At 41.0% G+C, this 25,399-nt stretch carries 21 protein-coding genes; 20 read left to right on the top strand and 1 reads right to left on the bottom strand.

Going from position 1 to position 25,399, the window contains the following annotated elements; translation table 11 throughout:
- Positions 1-187 precede the first annotated feature (187 nt).
- The 16 genes from ACWM35_RS05590 to ACWM35_RS05515 all read left to right on the top strand — a co-directional run bounded on the left by ACWM35_RS05590 (position 188) and on the right by ACWM35_RS05515 (position 20,517).
- A complete protein-coding gene (locus ACWM35_RS05590) occupies positions 188-2,260 on the top strand; it encodes a sigma 54-interacting transcriptional regulator (RefSeq protein ID WP_454816281.1) in 2,073 nt (690 codons plus the stop codon).
- Between the two features lie 134 nt (positions 2,261-2,394).
- Entirely contained in the window at positions 2,395-3,300 is a 906-nt protein-coding gene (yqiS, locus tag ACWM35_RS05585; protein ID WP_454816279.1) for a phosphate butyryltransferase, read from the top strand.
- Between the two features lie 28 nt (positions 3,301-3,328).
- A complete protein-coding gene (gene bcd / locus ACWM35_RS05580; RefSeq protein ID WP_454816277.1) occupies positions 3,329-4,423 on the top strand; it encodes a branched-chain amino acid dehydrogenase in 1,095 nt (364 codons plus the stop codon).
- A gap of 77 nt (positions 4,424-4,500) precedes the next feature.
- A complete protein-coding gene (gene buk / locus ACWM35_RS05575) occupies positions 4,501-5,619 on the top strand; it encodes a butyrate kinase (RefSeq protein WP_454816275.1) in 1,119 nt (372 codons plus the stop codon).
- A 20-nt stretch (positions 5,620-5,639) separates the two neighbouring features.
- Positions 5,640-7,061: a dihydrolipoyl dehydrogenase gene (gene lpdA / locus ACWM35_RS05570; RefSeq protein ID WP_454816273.1), complete on the top strand. Its 1,422-nt coding sequence runs from the start codon at positions 5,640-5,642 to the stop codon at positions 7,059-7,061.
- A 163-nt stretch (positions 7,062-7,224) separates the two neighbouring features.
- Entirely contained in the window at positions 7,225-8,220 is a 996-nt protein-coding gene (locus ACWM35_RS05565; protein ID WP_454816272.1) for a thiamine pyrophosphate-dependent dehydrogenase E1 component subunit alpha, read from the top strand.
- A gap of 14 nt (positions 8,221-8,234) precedes the next feature.
- Positions 8,235-9,218 carry an alpha-ketoacid dehydrogenase subunit beta gene (locus ACWM35_RS05560; RefSeq protein WP_454816270.1) on the top strand — a complete coding sequence of 328 codons (984 nt, stop codon included), beginning with the start codon at positions 8,235-8,237 and terminating at the stop codon, positions 9,216-9,218.
- A gap of 27 nt (positions 9,219-9,245) precedes the next feature.
- A complete protein-coding gene (locus tag ACWM35_RS05555; RefSeq protein ID WP_454816268.1) occupies positions 9,246-10,541 on the top strand; it encodes a dihydrolipoamide acetyltransferase family protein in 1,296 nt (431 codons plus the stop codon).
- A 127-nt stretch (positions 10,542-10,668) separates the two neighbouring features.
- Entirely contained in the window at positions 10,669-12,561 is a 1,893-nt protein-coding gene (locus tag ACWM35_RS05550; protein ID WP_454816266.1) for a methylmalonyl-CoA mutase subunit beta, read from the top strand.
- Positions 12,562-12,598: 37 nt separating this feature from the next.
- A complete protein-coding gene (gene scpA, locus ACWM35_RS05545) occupies positions 12,599-14,740 on the top strand; it encodes a methylmalonyl-CoA mutase (protein ID WP_454817092.1) in 2,142 nt (713 codons plus the stop codon).
- Positions 14,741-15,859: a methylmalonyl Co-A mutase-associated GTPase MeaB gene (meaB, locus tag ACWM35_RS05540; RefSeq protein WP_454816264.1), complete on the top strand. Its 1,119-nt coding sequence runs from the start codon at positions 14,741-14,743 to the stop codon at positions 15,857-15,859.
- A gap of 109 nt (positions 15,860-15,968) precedes the next feature.
- On the top strand, positions 15,969-16,406 hold the full coding sequence (locus ACWM35_RS05535; protein WP_454816262.1) for a BrxA/BrxB family bacilliredoxin: 438 nt from the start codon (positions 15,969-15,971) through the stop codon (positions 16,404-16,406).
- Between the two features lie 840 nt (positions 16,407-17,246).
- Entirely contained in the window at positions 17,247-18,023 is a 777-nt protein-coding gene (locus ACWM35_RS05530; protein ID WP_454816260.1) for a transporter substrate-binding domain-containing protein, read from the top strand.
- Between the two features lie 79 nt (positions 18,024-18,102).
- Entirely contained in the window at positions 18,103-18,762 is a 660-nt protein-coding gene (locus ACWM35_RS05525; protein WP_454816258.1) for an amino acid ABC transporter permease, read from the top strand.
- On the top strand, positions 18,755-19,477 hold the full coding sequence (locus tag ACWM35_RS05520) for an amino acid ABC transporter ATP-binding protein (protein WP_454816256.1): 723 nt from the start codon (positions 18,755-18,757) through the stop codon (positions 19,475-19,477). Before ACWM35_RS05525 ends, ACWM35_RS05520 begins: the two co-directional genes overlap by 8 nt.
- Before the next feature lie 56 nt (positions 19,478-19,533).
- A complete protein-coding gene (locus tag ACWM35_RS05515; protein WP_454816254.1) occupies positions 19,534-20,517 on the top strand; it encodes an aromatic acid exporter family protein in 984 nt (327 codons plus the stop codon).
- Positions 20,518-20,576: 59 nt separating this feature from the next.
- Here ACWM35_RS05515 and prli42 read toward each other — a convergent pair whose 3' ends face one another.
- Positions 20,577-20,675 carry a stressosome-associated protein Prli42 gene (prli42, locus tag ACWM35_RS05510; RefSeq protein WP_454816253.1) on the bottom strand — a complete coding sequence of 33 codons (99 nt, stop codon included), beginning with the start codon at positions 20,673-20,675 and terminating at the stop codon, positions 20,577-20,579.
- A 160-nt stretch (positions 20,676-20,835) separates the two neighbouring features.
- Between prli42 and mce the strand changes: the two genes are divergently transcribed.
- From mce to ACWM35_RS05490, 4 genes are all read left to right on the top strand, one after another.
- Positions 20,836-21,249: a methylmalonyl-CoA epimerase gene (gene mce / locus ACWM35_RS05505; RefSeq protein WP_454816251.1), complete on the top strand. Its 414-nt coding sequence runs from the start codon at positions 20,836-20,838 to the stop codon at positions 21,247-21,249.
- Positions 21,250-22,800, top strand: a complete 1,551-nt coding sequence (locus ACWM35_RS05500; RefSeq protein ID WP_454816249.1) for an acyl-CoA carboxylase subunit beta — start codon at positions 21,250-21,252, stop codon at positions 22,798-22,800.
- 116 nt (positions 22,801-22,916) lie between these two features.
- On the top strand, positions 22,917-24,038 hold the full coding sequence (locus ACWM35_RS05495; RefSeq protein WP_454816248.1) for a tripeptidase T: 1,122 nt from the start codon (positions 22,917-22,919) through the stop codon (positions 24,036-24,038).
- Between the two features lie 76 nt (positions 24,039-24,114).
- On the top strand, positions 24,115-25,389 hold the full coding sequence (locus ACWM35_RS05490) for a DNA polymerase IV (RefSeq protein ID WP_454816246.1): 1,275 nt from the start codon (positions 24,115-24,117) through the stop codon (positions 25,387-25,389).
- Positions 25,390-25,399 lie beyond the last annotated feature (10 nt).

Raw genomic sequence — 25,399 nt, 5'->3', positions numbered from 1 at the left:
TCCTTCCAATGGTTAGTATAGGAAATAATAAATATCTTCAACAAAAATATTAGTACATAGATAATATTTGTCAAGATAAGAGAAAAAATATAGAATAGATTATGAAAAAAATTGCATATTTTCGGTGAAATGAGCATGAAAAAGCTTTCTATATTTGAAAAGGATCATCGATAAAAGGGGCAAAATAATGCAAAATGTAATGATTGTGGGCGCTGGCAAAGGTGGTACCGCGATCCTGAAATTATTAAATGAAACAGAGGTACTAAATGTATTAGCTGTTATTGACCGAAATCTGGATGCACCTGGAATTTTAATGGCTCAAAGAGACGGAATTAAAACGGGGACCGATTGGATTCCTTTACTCAAGGAAAATATTGATATTATTATAGAATTAACCGGGGATGAGCAAGTATTTCAAGAACTGAGAAATGCGAAAGGGAAGAAGACTGTTTTAATCCCAGGTAGTGTTGCCTTTTTGCTTGCACAACTTTTAGAAGAAAAAGAAGAATTGATACATAAACATCAACATCAATCCTACCAACAGGAATTGATTTTTAATGCGACCAGTGACGGTATGTTAGTGATTGATGCGAAAGGGTTTATTATTCTTTTTAATCGTCGTGCGGAAGAAATGATAGGAGTTAAAAAAGAGCAAGCTTTAGGGAAAGATGTTGTCAGTGTGATCCCGGAAAGCCGGCTTCCTCTTATTCTTCAGACAAAGCGAACTGAGACCAATCAGGAAATGGTTCTAGGGAACGGCCGGAAAATTATTACGACAAGGATTCCGATCATCGAAGAAAATGGCAGGTTAATTGGTGCGTTTGCTATTTTCAAGGACATTACCGAAGTTGTAAATCTTGCGGAGGAAATTACCGATTTAAAAGAAATTCAGACGATGCTTCAAGCTATTATTCACTCAAGTGATGATGCTATTTCGGTTGTGGATGAACATGGAAGGGGTATCCTTATTAACCCTGCTTACACAAGACTTACAGGACTAACACAGGAACAGGTAATTGGGCATCCGGCTACAGCTGATATTTCAGAAGGTGAAAGTATGCACATGAAGGTCCTTCAAACAAGGAGGCCTGTCCGTGGCGTTCCAATGAGGGTTGGCGCCAACAAAAGAGAGGTCATCGTTAATGTTGCACCAATTATTGTGAAAGGTAAGCTTAAAGGCAGTGTGGGTGTAATCCATGATATGTCGGAAATTAAATCGCTTAACAGGGAATTAAATCGGGCGCGGCAAATCATTCGTACGCTTGAGGCGAAGTATACTTTTGAGGATATTATCGTTCAGTCAGAGGAAATGATGTTAGCTGTTGAACAGGCAAAGCTTGGGGCAAAAACACCAGCTACCGTCCTCTTGCGCGGTGAATCAGGAACAGGGAAGGAATTATTTGCACATGCAATACATAATGCAAGTGATCGAAAATACAACAAATTTATTCGCGTGAATTGTGCAGCAATTTCGGAAACACTGCTTGAAAGTGAATTATTTGGTTATGAGGAAGGGGCATTCTCTGGGGCGAGAAGAGGTGGAAAACGAGGCCTCTTTGAAGAGGCAAATAACGGCAGTATTTTTCTAGATGAGATTGGCGAGCTTTCGGCTAACACCCAAGCAAAACTTTTACGAGTACTTCAAGAAAATGAAATTACTCGTGTTGGCGGAACAAAGCCTATTCCGATAAATGTTCGTGTGATTGCTGCCACCAATGTGAATCTTGAAAAAGGAATTGCAAAAGGTTCATTTAGGGAAGACTTATATTATCGTTTAAATCGGATGCCAATCCATATCCCGCCATTACGAAAGCGTAAAGAAGAAATTCCGCTTTTAAGTGAGCGGCTAATACATAAAATTAACCGAGATTATGGCAGGAATGTTGAAGGGGTTGCTCAAACGGCATTACATAAGTTAATGCAGTATGATTGGCCGGGAAATGTAAGAGAGTTGGAAAATATCCTCGGCAGGGCGATGATTTTTATGAATTATTATGAAACCCATATTAATGTCCAACACTTGCCTGAGCTTCTGCCTAAAAAAACGGTAAATGAACCATCACAATCTGAAAAAAGTCCTGTCACATCAGACCGCTCATTAACTGAAATGGTGGAAGAATACGAAGCAGAAATCATCCAACAAACACTTCGAAGACTGAATGGTAACAAAACACTAACAGCGAAAACCTTAGGACTCTCTGTACGAAATCTTTATTATAAGCTTGATAAATACAAACTTGAAAATAATAGCATGCAATAATTTTCATAGTGTGCATTTTTTTGCAGGGAAATGATATAGAGAAATAAAGCGTTTTCACAAAAGTGATGTTGGCACGAATCTTGCATTTTATTTAATTGGAATTTCAGTTGGAATATGAAAGGGATGATAACAACTTGTTACTGGAATCATTGATAAATAAATCTTCCCAACTGACGAATAATACCGTAGCTGTGGCAGCTGCCGAGGATCATGAAGTGATTGAAGCTGTAATGGATGCACTAGAGAGAAATCTCGCCAATTTTATTTTATTCGGTAATCAGGATAAAATTAATTCGATTATTCAAGTCAGTCAACGCAGAAACGAAGGAAATAAACAATTAACTGTGGTTCATGCTGAATCCAATGCCATTGCTGCTGAATTAGCGGTAAAAGCAGTGTCCAATCAGGAAGCCACGGTACTAATGAAGGGAAATCTCCCTACTAATGTCATTTTGCAGGCGGTCTTAAACAAAGACTTTGGACTGAGAACCGGTAATGTTTTATCACATGTTGCTGTTTTTGAGGTCCCTGATTATGACCGGTTTATGATCATTACAGATGCTGCGATGAATATAGCGCCTAATCTTGAACAAAAGTCACAAATCATTAACAATGCTGCGGCACTCGCAAGGGCAATTGGAATAGAAAACCCGAAAGTAGCACCAATTGCCGCAGTTGAAGTGGTCAATCCTGCGATGCAGGCGACTATTGATGCTGCTGCTTTAACGGTTATGAATCAGCGTGGGCAAATACATGGCTGCATTGTTGACGGACCACTTGGTTTAGATAATGCTGTTTCAATGCTAGCTGCCGAACATAAAGGGATTCATAGTGATGTAGCGGGCAGAGCGGATATATTGATGGTCCCCTCTATTGAGGTGGGCAACGCATTATATAAATCTTTAATATATTTTGCAAAAGCAAAGGTTGGAGGAGTAATTGCAGGAGCAAAAGCCCCAATTGTGTTAACGTCCAGAGCTGATACGGCAGAAAGTAAGCTATACTCACTAGCACTTGCCATTTGCTCTGTTACTAAATAGATTTATAATTTTGAGGAGGAATATTAACATGGAAATCTTCAAGTACTTAGAACAATATGATTATGAACAAGTGGTATTCTGTCAAGATAAACAATCTGGATTAAAAGCAATTATTGCTATTCACGATACAACATTAGGGCCAGCATTAGGCGGCACACGGATGTGGACTTATGAATCAGAAGAGGCAGCCATTGAAGATGCTTTAAGATTAGCAAAAGGAATGACTTATAAAAATGCTGCTGCAGGATTGAACCTTGGTGGAGGAAAAACCGTTATCATCGGAGACCCTCGTAAAGACAAGAATGAAGAAATGTTCCGTGCCTTTGGCCGTTATATCCAAGGATTAAATGGAAGATATATTACAGCTGAAGATGTTGGTACAACAGTTGCAGATATGGACCTAATTCATGAAGAAACGGATTATGTTACGGGGATATCACCGGCTTTTGGTTCATCTGGTAACCCATCTCCAGTGACAGCTTATGGCGTATATCGAGGAATGAAGGCTGCAGCAAAAGCGGCTTTTGGATCTGACTCTTTAGAGGGTAAAGTAATTGCCGTTCAAGGTGTCGGAAACGTTGCGTACAACTTATGCCGTCACTTGCATGAAGAAGGTGCACAGCTAATTGTAACAGATATTAATAAAGACGCTGTTCAACGTGCTGTCGAAGAGTTCGGTGCTCGTGCTGTTGAACCTAATGAAATTTATGGAGTAGAATGTGATATTTACGCCCCGTGTGCTTTAGGTGCAATTATCAATGATGATACGATTCCGCAAATTAAAGCAAAGGTCATTGCTGGTGCGGCAAATAATCAATTAAAGGATCCACGTCATGGTGACATTATCCATGAAATGGGTATTGTTTACGCTCCAGACTACGTTATTAATGCAGGCGGCGTTATCAATGTAGCAGATGAACTTTACGGTTATAACCATGATCGTGCTATGAAAAAAGTAGAAACCATCTATTCAAATATTGAAAAGGTCATTGAAATTTCAAAGCGTGATGGTATTCCAACCTATGTTGCTGCTGATCGAATGGCGGAGGAAAGAATCGAAAAAATGCGTAATTCCCGCAGTCAGTTCCTGCAAAATGGCCATCACATTTTAAGCCGCCGTTAAGTTATTAAATTAATAGCAAGGCATATGCGCTGGATGAGAAGTTCAGCGTCTTTGCCTTTCATAAAGATTTGGAAAAAATGGAGGTTAATACCTTGCCAGATAAAGAATATCGAATGCTCATCATCAATCCAGGCTCTACTTCTACCAAGATTGGGGTCTTCGATAACGATATCTCTATTTTAGAGAAAACAATCCGACATGAAGCAGAAATGATCAATTCATTTCCTAATATTATTGATCAATATGAATTTAGAAAAAATACCATTTTGGAAACGCTGGACAATGAAGGAATTAATATTTCTAAGTTAAGTGCTGTTTGTGGACGCGGCGGTTTGCTTCGACCGATTGAAGGCGGGACTTATGCTGTAAATGAGACCATGATACAAGATCTACGGATAGGGTATTCTGGCCAGCATGCTTCCAATCTTGGGGGTATCATTGCTTTTGAAATTGCTTCAGGCCTTAATATCCCTTCTTATATTGTCGACCCTGTAGTGGTTGATGAATTGGACGCAATAGCCCGTATCTCTGGATTTTCCTTGATTGAAAGAAAGAGTATATTTCATGCATTGAATCAAAAAGCTGTGGCGAGAAGGGTTGCCAAGGAATTAGGAAAAAAATATGAAGAATTAAATCTCATTGTTACCCATATGGGTGGTGGGATTACTGTTGGGGTTCATAGTCAAGGAAGGGTCGTCGATGTTAATAATGGACTCCATGGAGATGGTCCTTTTAGTCCTGAGCGGGCAGGTACGGTGCCAGCAGGTGATTTGGTTGCCATTTGTTTTTCAGGACAGTACTATCGTGAAGAGATAATGAAAAAGCTCGTTGGGCAGGGGGGACTTGTCGGCTATCTTGGAACAAACGATGCAGTCCAAGTGGAACAGAAAATTGAAGCTGGAGATGAAAATGCAAAACTTGTTTATGAAGCCATGGCCTACCAAGTAGCAAAGGAAATTGCAGGAGCAAGTGCTGTATTATCAGGAAAAGTGGATGCGATTATTTTAACCGGCGGTCTTGCATACGGTAAGGAATTTGTAAAATCAATTACCGATCGTGTCAATTGGATCGCGGATATTATCGTCCATCCTGGTGAAAATGAGCTTCAAGCCCTCGCGGAAGGTGCACTCAGAGTTTTAAGAGGTGAAGAAGAAGTAAAAGAATATCCGGGGACATTTAAAACAGCAAAAATCTAAGGATTTAGGGAGGGAACAAAATGGCAAAGGAATATGATCTAGTCATTCTTGGCGGTGGTACTGGCGGCTATGTGGCTGCGATTCGAGCTTCCCAGCTTGGCTTGAAAACAGCAATTGTTGAAAAAGGAAAACTTGGTGGAACATGTTTACATAAAGGGTGTATTCCTAGTAAAGCTTTACTTAGAAGTGCTGAGGTTTATGCGACAGCAATCAAGAGCGAAGATTTCGGCGTTATCACGAGTGAAGTATCTTTGAATTTTGCAAAGGTGCAGGAAAGAAAAAATAAGATTATCGATACGCTGCATAAAGGCGTTCAGCATCTTATGAAGCAAGGAAAAATAGATGTTTATGAAGGACTTGGTAGAATTCTAGGTCCATCTATTTTCTCACCAATGCCAGGAACTATCTCTGTTGAAATGAATAATGGCGAAGAAAATGAAATGCTAATCCCTAAGAATGTTGTTGTCGCTACTGGTTCACGGCCAAGAACTCTTCCAGGGCTTGAGATAGATGGCGAATTTGTTATTACCTCTGATGAAGCGTTAGTGCTTGAATCCTTACCGTCCTCTATCATCATTGTGGGTGGAGGTGTAATCGGTATTGAATGGGCATCGATGTTATCTGATTTTGGTGTTGACGTAACGGTCATTGAGTATGCTGACCGCATCATTCCAACAGAGGATAAGGAAATTTCAAGAGAAATGCAGCGTCTCATGAAGAAGAAAGGAATCAAGCTTGTCACAAGTGCAAAAGTACTTCCAGAAACGTTAGTAAAAGGTGAAGGTGTAGTCATTTCTGCTGAAGTGAAGGCAGGCATAAAGGAGTTTAAAGCAGAAAAACTCCTAGTTTCCGTAGGACGACAAGCGAATGTAGAAGGCATTGGATTGGAGAACACCGAAATACAAATTGAAAAAGGCTTCATTGATACAAATGAATTTTTTCAAACGAAAGAATCACATATCTATGCAATTGGTGATGTAATTGGCGGCTTGCAGCTTGCACATGTTGCCTCACATGAAGGGATTGTAGCCGTGGAGCATATTGCTGGGAAGGATCCTTCACCTTTCGACTATAACCTTGTTTCCCGTTGCATTTACAGTAATCCAGAGGTATCGAGTGTTGGTATTACTGAAGATCAGGCAATAGAGAAGGGCCATAAAGTAAAAGTGGGCAAATTCTCATTCAAGGCAATTGGAAAAGCACTCGTTTTCGGTGAATCCGATGGCTTTGTCAAAATTATTGCTGATGAAGAGACGAATGATATTCTTGGGGTGCATATGATTGGTCCGCACGTTACAGATATGATTTCCGAAGCAGGGCTGGCAATGGTACTGGATGCGACACCATGGGAAATTGGTCATACCATTCATCCGCATCCGACTTTATCTGAGGCGATTGGTGAAGCCGCACTTGCTGTTGATGGAAAAGCGATTCATTTTTAAGGAAAAAAGTAAGAGGGGTAGTGTCTAGCTACAGCGCCTAGGGGCTCGGGTCATAAGCCAATCCGTCAAGAAGGTTAAAGAGCAACCTTCTCGCCGGCTCGTCTTATGCCTGTCTCCCCTGGGCAAGGCGCTTCCGCTTTTCTAAATTGGAGGTATAAAATAAATGGCTGAGAATCGTCACCTTGAATTAGGTTTAAGTGATGAAAAAGTGTTAGAAATGTATGAAATGATGCTGTTAGCCCGCCGTATTGATGAGCGGATGTGGTTATTAAATCGCGCCGGTAAAATCCCATTTGTCATTTCATGTCAAGGTCAGGAAGCTGCTCAAGTCGGAGCTGCATTCGCGCTTGATAAAGAAAAGGATTATGTTCTGCCATATTATCGTGATATGGGTGTGGTGCTAACTTTTGGGATGACGGCAAAGGAACTAATGCTTTCAGGCTTTGCCAAAGCAGAAGATCCAAACTCCGGTGGTCGGCAAATGCCTGGACACTTTGGGCAAAAGAAGAACCGTATCGTAACCGGTTCATCTCCTGTAACGACGCAGGTACCGCATGCGGTAGGAATTGCCTTGGCTGGGAAAATGGAAAGAAAGGATCTTGTAACCTTTGTAACCTTTGGTGAGGGTTCTTCAAACCAAGGGGATTTCCATGAAGGTGCCAATTTTGCTGGTGTTCATAAATTACCAGTAATCTTCATGTGTGAAAACAATAAATATGCGATTTCTGTGCCAATTGAAAAACAATTGGGCTGTGAAAAGGTTTCTGATCGTGCGATTGGTTACGGAATGCCTGGTTTTACTGTGGATGGAAACGATCCTTTAGAGGTTTACAAGGTAGTGAAGGATGCAGCAGACCGTGGACGACGCGGAGAAGGTCCTTCACTGATAGAAACGGTTTCCTATCGCCTAACACCACATTCTTCTGATGACGATGATCGTTCTTATCGTGCCCCTGATGAAGTGGCAAAAGCAAAAACAAAAGATCCAATCATCACTTTTGGTGCTTATTTAAAAGAAACCGCTGTAATGAACGATGAGTTGGAAAAAGAAATCAATGACCGTGTGATGAAATTAGTGAACGAAGCCACTGATTATGCTGAAAACGCTCCGTATGCAGCACCGGAAGAAGCACTGAAATACGTCTATGCGGACAAGTAAGAGGGGGATGTAAGATGGCAGTTATTTCTTATATAGATGCGGTAACAATGGCGATCCGTGAAGAAATGGAAAGAGACCCTAAGGTTTTTGTTCTTGGCGAGGACGTTGGGGTAAAAGGCGGGGTATTTAAGGCAACTCAAGGATTATATGAACAATTTGGCGAAGAGCGAGTGATTGATACACCGCTGGCTGAATCAGCCATTGCGGGAGTAGGGATTGGAGCAGCGATGTATGGGATGCGTCCGATCGCTGAAATGCAGTTTGCGGATTTTATTATGCCGGCAGTTAACCAAATTATTTCTGAAGCGGCTAGAATTCGCTACCGCTCTAATAACGATTGGAGTTGTCCAATGGTCATTCGTGCACCATACGGCGGCGGAGTTCATGGTGCGCTTTATCATTCACAATCTGTTGAAGCAGTCTTTGCTAATCAACCAGGATTGAAAATTGTAATGCCGTCAACTCCTTATGATGTGAAGGGGTTACTAAAAGCGGCAATTCGTGATAATGATCCGGTTCTGTTCTTTGAACATAAGCGTGCTTACCGTTTAATTAAAGGAGAAGTCCCAACAGAAGATTATACATTGCCAATTGGTAAGGCAGATGTTAAGCGTGAAGGTGAAGACATTACCGTTATTACTTATGGACTATGTGTACATTTTGCCCTTCAAGCTGCTGAAAAGTTAGCTAAGGATGGCATTTCTGCGCATATTCTTGATCTTCGAACCATTTATCCATTGGACAAAGAAGCCATCATTGAAGCTGCTTCTAAAACGGGTAAGGTTTTACTAGTTACCGAGGATAATAAAGAAGGCAGCATCATCGGTGAAGTGGCTGCAATCATTGCTGAAAATTGCTTGTTTGAATTAGATGCTCCAATCAAGCGTTTAGCCGGACCAGATGTTCCAGCAATGCCATATGCACCAACAATGGAAAAATACTTTATGGTCAATCCTGACAAAGTAGAAAAAGCAATGCGTGAACTAGCTGAGTACTAATACAAGGAATATATGGAGGTAAGACCATTGGCGATTGAACAAATTAAAATGCCTCAGTTAGGGGAAAGTGTAACCGAAGGAACGATTAGCAAGTGGCTCGTTTCTGTTGGTGATAAAGTAAATAAATACGATCCATTAGCTGAAGTAATGACAGATAAAGTAAATGCAGAAGTTCCTTCATCCTTTACCGGGATTATTAAAGAGCTAATTGCTGGAGAAGGAGAAACTCTCGCAGTCGGAGAAATCATTTGTACCATTGAAGTCGAAGGAGGAAGTGTAGAGTCAGCGCCCGCCCCTGAACAAATAGCATCAGCAGCAGAGCCAGCTGCTGAGGATCATAGTGACCAAAGTAACCGGGCCCGTTATTCACCAGCAGTGTTAAAGCTTTCTCAAGAACATGGTATTGATTTAACACTGGTAAAAGGTACCGGTGCCGGCGGCAGAATTACAAGAAAAGATTTACAGAAACTGATTGAATCAGGTTCCATTCCAGTTGCGGGTGAAACAGCAGCTGCACCGAAACAGCCAGAAGTTCAGCAGTCTGCAGTTCAAGAAACAGTCGCTCAACAGGTTTCAGCACCAAAACCGGCGGCTACCCCAGTAAATATCCCTGTTGAAACAGGTGATATCGAAATTCCTGTTACGGGAATCCGTAAAGCGATTGCGACAAACATGCTGCGCAGCAAACATGAAGCGCCACATGCATGGACCATGATGGAAGTGGATGCAACCAATCTTGTTGACTATCGTAATTCCTTAAAGGATGAGTTTAAGAAAAAAGAGGGCTTTAACTTAACATTCTTTGCTTTCTTTGTAAAAGCTGTTGCCCAAGCATTAAAGGAATTTCCTCAGATCAATTCTATGTGGGCAGGCGATAAAATTATTCAAAAGAAGGACATCAATATCTCAATTGCTGTTGCAACCGATGATGCATTATACGTCCCGGTGATAAAAAACGCTGACGAAAAGACAATTAAGGGAATTGCCAGAGAGATTTCTGAGTTAGCTGTTAAGGTGAGAACTGGAAAACTCCGCTCAGAGGATATGCAGGGCGGCACATTTACGGTTAACAATACTGGCTCGTTTGGCTCTGTTCAATCGATGGGCATCATCAATTACCCGCAGGCAGCGATTCTCCAAGTAGAGTCTATTGTTAAGCGTCCAGTTGTCATGAATAATGGGATGATTGCTGTTCGTGATATGGTTAATTTATGTATGTCGCTGGATCACAGAGTACTAGATGGGCTTATTTGCGGACGCTTCCTCCAGCGAGTAAAAGAAATCCTAGAAAATACATCGAAAACGACTACTTCTATTTATTAGCCGTTGAAAACCGCTCCATGTTTGGTGCGGTTTTTTTATTGCTTGTTAGCCCAATGTATCCTAAAATAGAGAGTAATAAATTTATTTGAATATTATGTTTTTTGGATAATGAACAAGGGGGGAGCTTATGAGTTTAGATGAGTTAAAAAGCCAGTCTTTTGCATCCGTAACGACTAAGGATTGGGTTGAAAAAGCGGAAGCAACTCTAAAAGGGAAAACGATTGAATCATTAAAAAGTTATACATATGAAAACATTATTTTGAAACCGCTTTATTCGAGGGCAGACGAGCAAAAGCCAGCTGATTTTCCAGCTGGAGGAGATTTTAGAAGAGGAATATATCCATTAGGATATATTACGAATAATTGGAAAATCGCTCAGCAAGTTTCTTTTCAGACGCCGTTAGAACTTAAGGATAAGCTGTTCGAAGTGATAGAAAAAGGACAAACGGCTTTATCCTTTGACATTACATCTGAACTTATAGAAGCAAATGATACCTTGCGAGAGCTAATCAAAGGTTTATCAGAGAGGTATCCTTTTGCGGTGAATGCAAAGGGGTTACTTCCTAATTTGTTGACGGAAGTCAGGAATATAGCAGAAAAAACCGGAAAAAGCGATAAAATTACAGGTTATATTAGCAGTGATCCGATTTCATTGTTTGCAGAAGAAGGAGTAATCGTAAATGATGCACTCTCTGATTGGGCAAATACAATTAAAACGGCTCATCAAAGTCTGCCCAATGTGAGGACTGTTTTAATTAATGCATCTTCCTATCATCAAGGGGGAGCAAATGCTGTTCAGGAGCTTGCGATTGCAGCAGCAACGGGAGTCTATTATCTCCAACATTTGTCGGAGTTGGGAATGCCGCTCAAGGATGTTTTAGCAAAAATGATTTTTAAATTCTCGATTGGCAGTAATTTCTTTATGGAAGTGGCAAAACTTCGGGCAGCACGAATTCTTTGGAATAAAATTACTAAGTCTTACGGGGCAAGCGTGGAATTCAGAGGAATGCATATTGCAGCGGAAACTTCCTCCTATACAAAAACCGTTTACGATCCTCACGTAAATATTTTAAGAGCAGGTAATGAAGCATTCGCGGCTGTCATCGGAGGGATTCAATACCTTCATGTGTCACCATTTAATGAAATTACCGGCAGCACCCAGCTTGGGGAAAGAATTGCTCGGAATACACAAAGTATCCTCCAAGAGGAAGTTCATTTACAAAAAATAGTCGATCCTGCTGGGGGTTCATGGTATATTGAATCACTAACCTCAGAGCTTGCTGAAAAGGCTTGGAAGTTTTTTCAGCAAATAGAAGCAAACGGTGGAATCATGGAAGCTTTGGCATCCAATTGGCTCCAAAATGAAATTGGTGCTATTTCTGAAAAGCGAGCTGAGGATATAGCTACAAGGAAACAGAGTATTGTTGGAACAAATGTATACGCCAATCTAGATGAAGTAGTTACGTGTGGTAATGAAATAGAATCGAATAATTATTTAAACTATGATGAATCTGATGTTAAGATTAAGGCGATTCTGAAATCTAGATTATCCGAACCTTATGAAAGCTTGCGAAAACAAAGTGAAATGATTGAAAGTAAATCAGGCTTTAAGCCTCAAGTAGGACTCGTTTGTCTTGGGGAATTAAAACAATATAAACCAAGACTTGATTTTATGAGAGGTTTTTTCTCAGCCGGGGGACTTCAAGTGGCTGACAGTGATTCCATTGTCTCTTATGAAGACGCAAAACAATTTGTTTCAAACCTAGATTCAAAGTATTTTTGTTTTTGCGGGACCAATGAACAATATGAAATGATCGGACATGCCATTCTCGGATCCCTTCAAGCTGAATTTGAAGATCGATTTTTCTATCTAGCCGGTTTGCCAGAGAAAGAACTGCAGCCAGCTTGGAAGAACGAGGGGATTAAGCAGTTTATTCATGTTAAAAGTAATTGTTATGAGACCCTTTCTTCAATTCTTACGGAAATGGAGGTGACAGTGAATGAAGTTACAAAAGCCTGATTTTCAAAAGATAGATTTATTCGATGATGAGGATTTAATGACAAAAGATCAATGGCAGGAACAGGCTGAAAAAGAAATTAGCACCTCAATTGATGAGTTGCTATTCGAAACCAATGAACAAATTCACTTAAAATCGCTATATACGAAAGAAGATCGGGAAGCGATAGAGCATGTAGATGACTTACCTGGATTGCCGCCTTTTACTCGCGGGCCGTATCCAACAATGTACGTGAATCGCCCCTGGACAGTAAGACAATATGCTGGATTTTCGACGGCGGAAGAAAGTAATGCCTTTTATCGCCGTAACTTAGCGATGGGGCAAAAAGGTTTGTCTGTAGCCTTTGATTTAGCGACACACAGAGGTTACGATTCGGATCACCCACGCGTAGTCGGAGATGTCGGTAAAGCGGGTGTAGCGATTGACTCTATACTCGATATGAAGACACTCTTTGATGGTATTCCATTAGATCAAATGTCGGTTTCCATGACAATGAACGGGGCGGTCCTTCCGATTCTTGCTTTTTTCATTGTAACAGCAGAAGAACAGGGCGTTAGCCAGGAAAAACTGGCTGGTACGATTCAAAATGATATTTTAAAAGAATATATGGTTCGGAATACCTATATTTATCCACCAGAAATGTCTATGAAAATTATTGCTGATATTTTTGAGTATACCTCCAAATACATGCCGAAGTTTAATAGTATTAGTATTTCCGGCTATCATATGCAAGAAGCGGGTGCACCTGCTGACCTTGAATTGGCCTATACGCTTGCGGATGGACTAGAATACGTCCGTACTGGACTCAAGGCAGGCATTGACATTGATAAATTTGCGCCAAGGCTGTCATTCTTTTGGGCAATTGGCATGAATTATTTTATGGAAGTGGCCAAAATGAGGGCAGGGCGTCTTATCTGGGCGAAAATGATGAAATCATTCGAACCAAAAAGTGAAAAGTCCATGGCCCTCCGTACCCATTCCCAAACTTCAGGCTGGAGTTTGACGGAACAGGATCCATTTAATAATGTTATTCGAACATTATTCGAAGCACATGCTGCCGCAATGGGGCATACGCAATCACTGCATACAAACGCTTTGGATGAAGCCATCGCACTGCCAACAGACTTCTCAGCTCGAATTGCCCGGAATACGCAATTATTTTTACAGGAAGAAACGAGCATCACGAAAGTCATTGATCCATGGGCAGGGTCATACTATGTTGAGAAGTTGACCGATGAATTGGTGAATAGAGCTTGGACTCATATTGAGGAAATCGAAAATCTTGGTGGTATGGCAAAAGCGATTGAAACCGGTCTTCCAAAAATGAGAATTGAAGAGGCAGCAGCTAGAAGGCAGGCCCAAATTGATTCTGGTAAAGAAACGATTATCGGGGTTAACCGCTACCGTCTTGAAAAAGAGGAAGCCATTGATATTTTAGACATTGATAATACGGCTGTTCGTCTAAAGCAAATTGAAAAACTAAATGCTTTAAAAGCTTCACGAGATGAGGAAAAGGTTGAAGCAGCCATAGCAGCCTTAACAAAAGCGGCTGAAACAGGAGAATATAATTTGTTAGAGCTTGCTGTACAGGCGGCAAGGGTTAGGGCGACGCTTGGAGAAATTTCTGAAGCCATTGAAAAGGTTGCGAGCAGACATAAAGCCGTGATCCGTTCGATAAGTGGGGTGTACAGCACAGCATTTTCGAATGAAGAGGAAATTGTGGAAGTGAAACGGATGACGGACGAATTCCTTGAGAACGAAGGGCGAAGACCAAGGATTCTCATTGCAAAAATGGGCCAGGACGGTCATGACCGCGGTGCTAAAGTCATTGCCACAGCCTTTGCTGATCTTGGTTTTGATGTTGATATTGGTCCATTATTCCAGACGCCAGAAGAAACAGCGATGCAGGCAGTTGAAAATGATGTCCATGTTATTGGTTTTAGTTCACTAGCTGCAGGTCATAAGACATTATTACCACAGCTTGTTGCTGAATTGAAAAAGCTTGGCCGTGAAGATATTTTAGTGGTCGCTGGCGGGGTTATTCCAGCCCAAGATTATCAATTTTTATTTGATAACGGTGCCTCCGCTATTTTCGGCCCTGGCACGATTATCCCTGTTGCCGCTCAAAAAGTGATCAGGGAAATTTATAAGCAGCTTGGCTATGAGGAAGTGGCACAGTAAATGGTTACGGATATGAAACCGGAGTGGGTAGATCCGAATGATCCAGAAAAATTTTCGAGTGTAATTAGAAAAGGTCAAGAATTAGATGGGCAGCCTGCTTCCATTCAAAAAAATATTCGGTTTCAAAAACGTAAGTCCGAGGATCCTACAGTGGAAGAATTATTTAATGGGGTATTATCTGGGAATAGAGGCCAATTAGCACGAGCGATCACTTTAGTAGAAAGTAACGCAGAACAGCATTTCCATAAAGCGCAGGAGCTCCTGCAGAAGCTCCTGCCTCATAGTGGGAAATCAATCCGAATTGGGATTACCGGTGTCCCTGGGGCAGGTAAAAGTACGTTCATTGAAGCGTTTGGCACATACCTTTGTGAGCTTGGACACAGCGTCGCAGTTCTGGCGATTGATCCTAGTTCAAGTCTTAGCGGCGGGAGCATCCTTGGCGATAAAACACGGATGGAGCAGCTATCAAGAAATCCACGAGCCTTTATCCGTCCATCACCAACGGCTGGCAAGCTTGGCGGCGTCCATCGAAAAACGAGGGAAGCAATGCTGATTTGTGAGGCTGCTGGTTTTGATATTATCCTGATTGAAACAGTCGGGGTTGGACAAAGTGAAGTCATTATTCGTGATATGGTCGACTTTTTTATGCTTCTTGTCCTAACTGGAGCAGGTGATGAGCTGCAAGGAATGAAGAAAGGGATCATGGAACTTGCCGATGCCATTATTGTTCATAAAGCGGATGGTGCGAATAAACCAAAGGCAGAACAAACAAGAAAAGAATACAACCGCATTCTTCATTTTCTACAGCCAGCTACGAGAGGGTGGCAATCAAAGGCGTATAGTTGTTCATCATTAACTAATGACGGAATTAAAGATATTTGGTCTGTCATTAACGATTTTGAGAATAAAGGAAAAGCCACTGGTGTTTTTGAAGAAAGACGCAAAGGACAGCAGCGGGATTGGATCTATTCGTTGATAACGGACCAACTGCATTATAGTTTCTTTCATCACCCAGCCGTAAAAGAACTGCTGCCGCAATTTGAAAATGAAGTAATGGCAGGTGACAAAACCGCCGCATCGGCAGTAGAAAAATTATTTCAGGCATTCTTATCAAGTTAAAAATAGCAGCTGCTGAAATTGGCAGCTGCTTTCTAGCATCATTTATTTGAATTAAACTCATTTATACTGTTATCATATAGCTATATAGACAGAAAGTAGGAGTGATTTTATGAGTATGGATTTTAACTTTTTCATGAATGATGTGGTTCAACAAGCACGTCAAGAAATCGTGGCTGCTGGATATCAAGAGCTTAAATCACCAGAAGAGGTGGAACAAGCACTCGAACAAAAAGGAACCACTTTAGTAATGATTAACTCTGTTTGTGGTTGTGCAGGCGGCATTGCTCGTCCAGCAGCAGCACATGCCCTGCATTATGATAAACGCCCTGACCATCTTGTAACTGTATTTGCTGGTCAAGATAAAGAAGCGACTGATAAGGCAAGAAGCTATTTCACTGGCTTTCCGCCATCATCTCCGTCTTTTGCATTATTAAAGGATGGAAAGATTATTACCATGGTAGAACGACACCAAATTGAAGGACACGATCCGGCAACTGTTGTCGCTAGATTGCAAAATGAATTTGAAGCACATTGTGAAGAAGTATAATACAAAGTTAAAAAGGCTAATCTCCTTACATTGGAGAGTAGCCTTTTATTTTTACCTGTTTTTTAATATTTCACAGCGTTATTTTATTAGTACATTATTAGTATTTGCTTTTTCAACATGTCTGTTGATTGGCGCTCCAGGCACTACGCTTTCCGCGGGCGTGCCGGGGAGCCTCCTCGTCGCTTCGCTCCTGCGGGGTCTCCCCAGTCCCGTACTCCCGCAGGAGTCTTCGTGCCTTCCGCGCCAATCAACAGAGTGTTTTAATAAGACCTTCCAACTCAACTAATAAATAATAAAAATAAGTGGTGAAATCAATGTTTAAGTCAAAATAGACTTGCAAAAGTGAATATGAATTTGTAACTATTGATGAATTGGTACTCGCTGGTAATCTTCTTCGCTAAAATAAAGTAATGGTTGTAACACTACATGTTTTCTCCCTGTTGATTGTAGCGCAGGGCACTCGACTCCTGCGGGATAGAGAGGTCACTGGAGACCCCACAGGCGCCAAAGCGCCGAGGAGGCTCCAGGACCTCCCCGCGGAAAGCGAGTGCCCGGAGCGGAAAGAAACAGGACAATTAGCAGATGTAAATAATTCTTAAAAAACGGCAGTTTAGACTCAAAAAATAAAAATATCCTTCTCGACAATCTTAAAAAGGCTAATACCCATACAATGGAGATTGGCCTTTTTTTCTGAAAATTTCTATTTTAATAAAACGTTAATGAATTTTTAAAAATATATTTGCATAATTATTAATATGTGTTAAAATTCATTTCAATGAATAAATATTAATCTATGAAACAACTAAGAATACTTTCAGAATATTATTAGGGGGAAGAAAAATGAAGAAGATAGTTATTTTTGCGTTTACAATGATTTTGTTAACAGGAGTACTTTCTGCTTGTGGTAAAAGTGAAAATGCCAAAGCTGACAATAAAAAAACACTAGTAATGGCAACATCCGCTGACTATCCGCCGTTTGAATACGTAGAAACAGGAAAAAGTGATGAAATTATTGGCTTTGACGTCGATTTAGCAAAAGCTATCGCAGGTAAGCTAGGATATGAGCTTGAAGTAAAGGATACCGATTTTGGAGGATTAATCCAATCTCTTAAATCGGGACAGGCTGATTTCGTGTTAGCTGGTATGACACCAACAGAAGAGCGTAAGAAAAACGTTGATTTCAGTGATATTTACTATACAGCCTCACACATGATTGTTTCAAAGAAGGATAGCGGGATTGAGACACTTGAAGACTTAAAAGGAAAAACGGTAGGAGTTCAATTAGGCTCCATTCAAGAAGGAAAAGCAGATGAAATTAAAGAGACCGTTGCGATTACCGTCGAAAACCGCAACCGTATTCCTGAATTAATTCAAGAAATAAAAGCAGGACGTTTTGATGCTGCGATCATTGAAGACACCGTCGCAAAAGGATTTTTTGAAAATGATAAAGAATTAGTTGGTTTTACAATTAGTGATGATCCTGAAGAAGCAGGGTCAGCGATTGCGTTTCCGAAAAATAGTGAATTAACAGAGAAGTTCAACAAAGAATTGCAAAAAATGAAAGAAAACGGCGAACTGCAAGAATTAGTGGTTAAGTGGTTCGGTGGAGAGGAATAAGTTTTTACTTAAGGACGTTCAGGAGAGAGTAATCTCCCCGAACGTCCTTACAATTTAATAGAGAAAGGAAGGCAGACAAATGAATCTCGATTTCGCACAGTTCATTCCTTCAATGCCCTATATTTTGGAAGGAATTGTCGTCACACTAAAGATTGTCCTATTAGCAGGTATATTAGGATTTATCCTTGGAATTATTCTATCATTATTTAAAATTAGTTCGGTTAAATTTCTCGGCTGGTTCGCCGATGCATATACATCAATATTCCGTGGTACACCTCTGGTATTGCAGTTGATGTTGATTTATTATGGTTCCCCTCAGTTAATTGGATATCAGATTGAACCCTATACAGCAGCAATCCTAGCTTTTGCGCTTAACTCCGCTGCCTATATTTCAGAAATTATTAGAGCGGGTATTCTTGCGGTTGATAAAGGACAGCAGGAAGCGGCATTGGCTCTTGGAGTTCCATATGGAAAGATGATGTGGGATATTATCCTGCCGCAAGCCCTTAAAAACATTCTGCCGGCTTTAATGAATGAATTTATCACATTAACGAAAGAGTCTGCGATTGTCACGACAATTGGAGTAATGGATATTATGCGCCGCTCTTATCAGGTAGGTGCTGAAAAGTATTCATTTTTCGAGCCATTATTAATTGCCGGCCTGATTTATTATTTGATGGTCATTACCTTAACTTTCCTTGGAAAAGCAGTTGAAAGGAGAATGAGACGCAGTGATTAAGGTAGAAAATTTGCATAAAAACTATGGGAAGCTCGAAGTATTAAAAGGAATTTCGACAACGATTCAAGCGGGAGAGGTTGTTGCAATAATCGGTCCTTCAGGATCCGGTAAGTCTACTTTTTTACGGTGTATGAACCTGCTTGAGCAGCCTACTAGTGGAAGAATCTTAGTAGGAGATCAAGATGTTACCGATAAAAAAACGAACATTATGAAGGTACGGCAAAACGTAGGAATGGTGTTTCAACATTTTCATCTCTTCCCTCATAAAACTGTTTTGCAAAATCTTACCTATGCACCGATAAAGGTTAAAGGATTATCAAAGACGGAAGCGGAAAAGATTGCTTATGAATTATTAGATAAAGTTGGATTAGCAGAGAAAGCAAATGAATATCCAACGAGATTGTCGGGTGGGCAAAAACAGCGGGTTGCGATCGCTAGAGCGTTGGCGATGCAGCCGGAGGTTATGCTCTTTGATGAACCAACATCCGCCCTTGATCCGGAAATGGTAAAGGAAGTACTTGAGGTTATGAAATCACTTGCACATACAGGAATGACGATGGCGATTGTGACCCATGAAATGGGCTTTGCTAGAGAGGTTGCCGACCGTGTCCTTTTCCTTGATGGCGGTATGTTAGTGGAGGATGCCAATCCACAAGAATTCTTTACCAATCCCAAGAGTCAACGTGCGCAGGAATTCTTGCAAAAAATGCTATAAAAAGGATAAGCTAAAGATGGTCATTTATGATCATCTTTTTTTGTAAGGAGAAACAAATGAAATTTAAAATTGGATATCGGACAATGAAAACAGCTTTAGGGACTGCCATTTCTATTTTAATGGCGCAAAGATTAGGGTTAGATAATTTTGCTTCAGCAGGGATATTAACGATTTTATGCATTCAGGTGACGAAACGAAGGTCATTACGAACGGCCTGGGATAGGTTTTTAGCCTGTGTTCTGGTGATGCCTTTTTCTGCGATTTTTTTCGAAGTGATTGCTTACCATCCGCTAGTGATTGGACTTATGCTCTTATTCTTTATCCCGACGGTGGTCATGCTGCACGCAAAAGATGGCGTCGTTACCAGCAGTGTAATTATTTTACATATTTATATGGCGAAGGATGTTTCACGCGAGCTCTTTATCAATGAACTTGGTGTCATTACGATTGGAATCGGCGTTGCCCTGCTCATCAATCTCTATATGCCAAGCGTGGAGAAACAATTAAAAGAATACCAAAATAAAATTGAATCTAACTTTAAAGTGATTTTTTGCGAAATGATAAAGTATTTACGTTCAGGTGATAGTGATTGGTCAGGAATTGAGATTACAGAAACAGCACGGCTTCTCGAAGAAGCGAAATCACTCGCATATCTTGATATCCAGAATCATTTTTTAAGAGATGAGGATATCTATTTTCGCTATTTTAAAATGCGGGAAAAACAGTTTGAAATAATTGAACGTGTCCTTCCAATCGTCACTTCAATTACGAAAACTGTCACTCAAGGTAAAATGATTGCTGATTTCCTTGAAGAGCTGTCTGAGAATATTCATTTTGAAAATACGGCTCACATTTATCTTGATAAACTTAAAGAAATGAAAAGGGAATTCGAGGAAATGGAGCTTCCTAAGTCAAGAGTGGAATTCGAAGTCCGAGCAGCGCTGCTGCAATTGGTGAAGGAAATGAATAGTTACCTTATTATCAAAAGTTCTTTTAAAACACCAAAAATGAATGAACGGAAGAGATCCGTAGCAAATTAAAAAATTGGAGCAATTAAGTAAAAGGGACTGTTCACGTGTGAACAGTCCCTTCAAATTTTTTAAGAAATAAATTGTGCAAGTCCCATCAGGAGTGTGGAAGCTAGCATCGCGAACAGCATCAAATAGACCACGATTTTTCTTTTATTCTTTTTTTTCACTAGGATTCACCCCTTTATATTAGGTGTCTATCTGTATTTTACTAGGAAAAGTCAAAATGAACAACGGAACAACCTTTCATTTTAGGAAGGATTTATGAATTATTTAGCGAATATGGTAATTGTCGAATTTATTTAAATTTTGGAAAACAGAGGGGTATAGATGATAAAAAAAGTCGACCATATTGGCATTGCCGTTCGCTCACTTGAGAATACACTTCCATTTTATACGGAAGTATTACAGCTTCCTTTAATAGGAATTGAAGTAGTTGAGAGCCAAAAGGTTAAGGTTGCTTTTCTGAAGGCTGGTGAAACGAAACTCGAACTCCTAGAGCCGACAGCGGCAGAAAGCACCATTGCCAGCTTTATCGAAAAACGCGGTGAAGGGATTCACCATGTCGCTCTTGGTGTTGAATCTATTGAAGCGAGAATCAGTGAAATGAAAGAAAAAGGGATTAGGATGATTGATGAACAGCCGCGGCCAGGGGCGGGGGGAGCAGATATTGCCTTCCTGCATCCAAAGTCTACTGCTGGGGTATTAGTTGAACTTTGTGAAAAGAAAGGAATGAAGGGGTAAATGATCGACATCTATGAGAAAATAAACGAATTATACGATAAACGCCGTGAGGTTGAGCTTGGCGGTGGCGATGAAAGAATTGATAAACAGCATGAAAAAGGGAAACTTACGGCTAGAGAAAGAATCGAACTTTTAGTCGATCAAGGTACTTTTGTCGAACTAAGCCCTTTCATTGAACATAGGACGAATGATTTTGGACTTGATGAGCAAAAAGGACCAGGTGATGGAGTTGTAACAGGCTATGGTAAAGTAAATGGACGTCCCATTTATTTATTTTCACAGGACTTTACGGTTTTTGGCGGTGCATTAGGGGAAATGCATGCGAAAAAAATTGCGAATGTGATGGATTTAGCCGCAAAAAATGGTACACCTTTTGTCGGTTTAAACGATTCTGGCGGTGCCCGGATTCAAGAGGGGGTTGTCTCGCTTGATGGTTACGGACATATTTTTTATCGAAATGCTATTTATTCTGGTGTGATTCCACAAATTTCCGTCATTATGGGACCGTGTGCTGGTGGTGCGGTTTATTCACCAGCGATTACAGATTTTGTTTTCATGGTTGAAAAAACAAGTCAAATGTTTATTACGGGTCCAAAAGTAATTGAAACGGTTACGGGGGAGAAGATATCTTCAGAGGACCTTGGTGGTGCCAATGTCCATAATTCGATTAGTGGAAATGCTCATTTCCAGGCGGAATCAGAACAAGAGGTTTTAGAAAATGTTCGCAGGCTGTTAAGCTACCTCCCGCAAAATAACGAAGAAAAACCACTAAGATTAGAGGGAGACAATGAAAATGATTACCGCCCGGATTTAACGGATGTGATTCCTTTTGATGCCGTTCGTCCTTACGATGTTCGCAAAGTGATTGAACAAGTCGTTGATGCCGATTCCTTTATGGAAATTCAAAAGGACTTCGCGAGAAATATTGTGGTTGGTTTTGCTCGGATTAAAGGCGAAGCAGTGGGACTTGTCTGCAACCAGCCAAAGGTAATGGCGGGTGGACTGGATATTGATTCCTCTGACAAGGCTGCCCGATTCATTCGGACCTGCGATTCATTTAATATTCCAATCATTACTTTCGAGGATGTTACAGGCTTCTTCCCAGGTATAAAACAAGAGCATGGCGGGATCATTCGTCATGGGGCAAAGATTTTATATGCCTATTCTGAGGCAACTGTGCCAAAGCTAACAGTTATATTAAGGAAAGCTTACGGCGGTGCTTATGTTGCGTTGAATAGTAAATCGATTGGTGCTGATTTAGTGTTTGCTTGGCCAAATGCAGAAATCGCTGTGATGGGGCCGCAAGGGGCTGCCAATATTATTTTTGCAAAGGAAATTCAAAGTAGTGAAAATCCAGAGCAGGTTCGTCAGCAAAAAATTGAAGAATATCGTGAGAAGTTTGCCAATCCATATGTGGCAGCAAGCAGAGGAATGGTAGATGATGTTATTGACCCTCGTGAAACAAGAATTAAAATCATTCAGGCATTAGAAATGCTTCGAAATAAGAAAGAGTCAAGACCATACAAAAAACACGGGAACATCCCACTTTAATGTACTTAGTCCTTTCATTTGATGGAAGGTATCATAAGGAGTATACTGATAAAGAAAAGCTCCAGCACCTTGGTGCTGGAGCTACTGTGAGTACATATTTATTGGAGGTTTAACCGATGATTAATCAGGAACGTCTTTTGAATGAATTTCTAGAGTTAGTGCAAATTGATTCGGAAACAAAGTATGAAGCAGAAATTGCAAAAGTTTTAAAACAAAAGTTTACCAACCTAGGACTAGATGTTTTTGAAGATGATACAACAGCAGTAACTGGTCACGGAGCAGGAAATCTAGTATGTACCTTGGCTTCAACGAAGGATGGTGTCGATCCAATTTACTTCACCTCCCATATGGACACGGTAGTACCAGCTAAAGGGGTTAAGCCATCCATTAAAGATGGATATGTTGTGACTGACGGGACAACAATTTTAGGTGCTGACGATAAAGCAGGATTAGCCGTCATGCTTGAAACTATCCGCGTCTTAAAAGAGCAAAATATTCCTCATGGGATGATCCAATTTGTCATTACGGTTGGTGAAGAATCTGGACTTGTTGGTGCCAAAGCACTTGATTCCTCATTAATGAAAGCGAAATACGGTTATGCACTGGACAGCGATGGTCTTGTAGGTAATGTCGTGGTTGCTGCACCGACACAAGCAAAAGTAAAAGCTGTGATTTATGGAAAAACCGCTCACGCTGGGGTTGCACCTGAAAAGGGAGTTTCTGCGATTACGATTGCGGCTAAAGCGGTCGCGAGAATGCCATTAGGCCGTATTGATTCAGAAACCACCGCTAATATCGGTCGTTTTGAAGGAGGTTCGGCAACGAATATTGTGGCTGACCGTGTGGATATTTTAGCGGAAGCTCGTTCACTTATCGGTGAAAAAATGCAGGCTCAAGCAGGGAAAATGAAAGAAGCTTTTGAAACCGTAGCGGCTGAAATGGGTGGCAGAGCAGAAGTGGAAATTGAGGTTATGTACCCAGGCTTCAAGTTTGGCGAAGGTGACTTAGTGGTAGAAATTGCTCGCAGGGCAGCGGCAAAAATTGGCCGTAGCTGTGAGCTTCAGCATAGTGGCGGCGGCAGTGACGCAAACGTGATTGCTGGCTTCGGAATCCCGACCGTTAACCTTGCTGTCGGTTATGAAGAAATCCACACCACCAATGAGCGTATGCCCATCGAAGAACTAAACAAGCTCGGGGAAATGGTGTTAGCAGTAATCGAAGAAGTTTCAAATCAATAACGTTATTCAAGGAGAGCCATTGGTTCTCCTTTTTGCTAAACTAGTAACACAAAGGTATTGAAGGAAGTGCCCTGATATGAAAGAAATGTATCCGAAAAAGGGAAGGGTCATTTTACATGTGGATATGAACAGTTTTTACGCCTCTGTTGAAATGGCTTATGACCCGGCGCTAAAAGGTAAGCCGCTTGCTATCGCTGGAAACGTAGAAGAGAGACGAGGAATCATTGTCACCTGCAGCTATGAAGCGAGGAAGTTTGGTGTGAAAACAACGATGCCGCTTTGGGAAGCGAAAAAGCTTTGCCCGCAATTAATTGTGAAAAAGCCCAATTTCGAGCGTTATCGTGCAGCCTCCATCGGCATGTTTGAAATTCTCAAGAATTACACCGATTTGGTTGAGCCTGTTTCAATTGACGAAGGGTATATGGATATTACCGAATCCTTCGAGCTTGGCAGTCCACTTGAAATTGCCCAAAGTATCCAAAAAAGAATCCTTGAACAGCTGGATCTGCCTTGCAGCATTGGCATTGCCCCGAATAAATTTTTAGCCAAGACCGCTTCTGATATGAAAAAACCGCTTGGGATCACGATACTGCGGAAAAGGGATATACAAACGGTCCTTTGGCCGTTAAACACGAATGAAATGCATGGGGTTGGGAAAAAGACAGCGGAAAAGCTGACGACCATCGGCATTCATACGATTGGAGATTTAGCGAAGGGGAATGAGATTCAGTTGAAATCACTGCTTGGAATCAATGGCCTGCGAATTAAGGAACGGGCAAACGGGATTGATAACCGGCATGTAGACCCTGAATCCGTTTCTGAATTTAAAAGTATCGGTAATTCGACAACCCTTCCCCGCGATGAGAGTAATCAACAAGAGCTTTTTCGTGTGTTAGCCTCATTGGCAGAAACGGTTTCTGTCAGGCTCAAACGAAAAAATGTCCTTGCCTCAACATTAGGGATCACGATTCGTTACAAAGATCGGAAGACCATCACGCGCAGCAAAAAGCTGTCTAATCCAATAAATCAAAAAGAGGATATTATCCCACTTGCGAAACAGTTGTTTTTAAAGCACTGGAATGGGAATCCAATCCGCTTATTAGGAATTACTGGCTATGAATTGGTGGAGCAAGACCTTGCCTATAAGCAGCTTGATTTATTTTCCTTTGAAAAGGATGCCCAAAAAGAGCCCTTGCTGAAAACCGTTGAGATTCTTCGGGAAAAGTATGGGAAGAAGATTATTGAAAATGCAGGATCACATAAGGTTGACTCAGCCCATAATGTTGGAACTGGAACGAGTTTTAATAAAGATTTCCTTCGTTCCTTCCCTGATAAAAAGAAAGAAGATTAAATAACTCCAT

Source organism: Neobacillus sp. K501, assembly GCF_053749995.1.
Note: the sequence above shows the minus strand (reverse complement) of the source record. Positions and strands in the feature narration are given on the sequence as shown.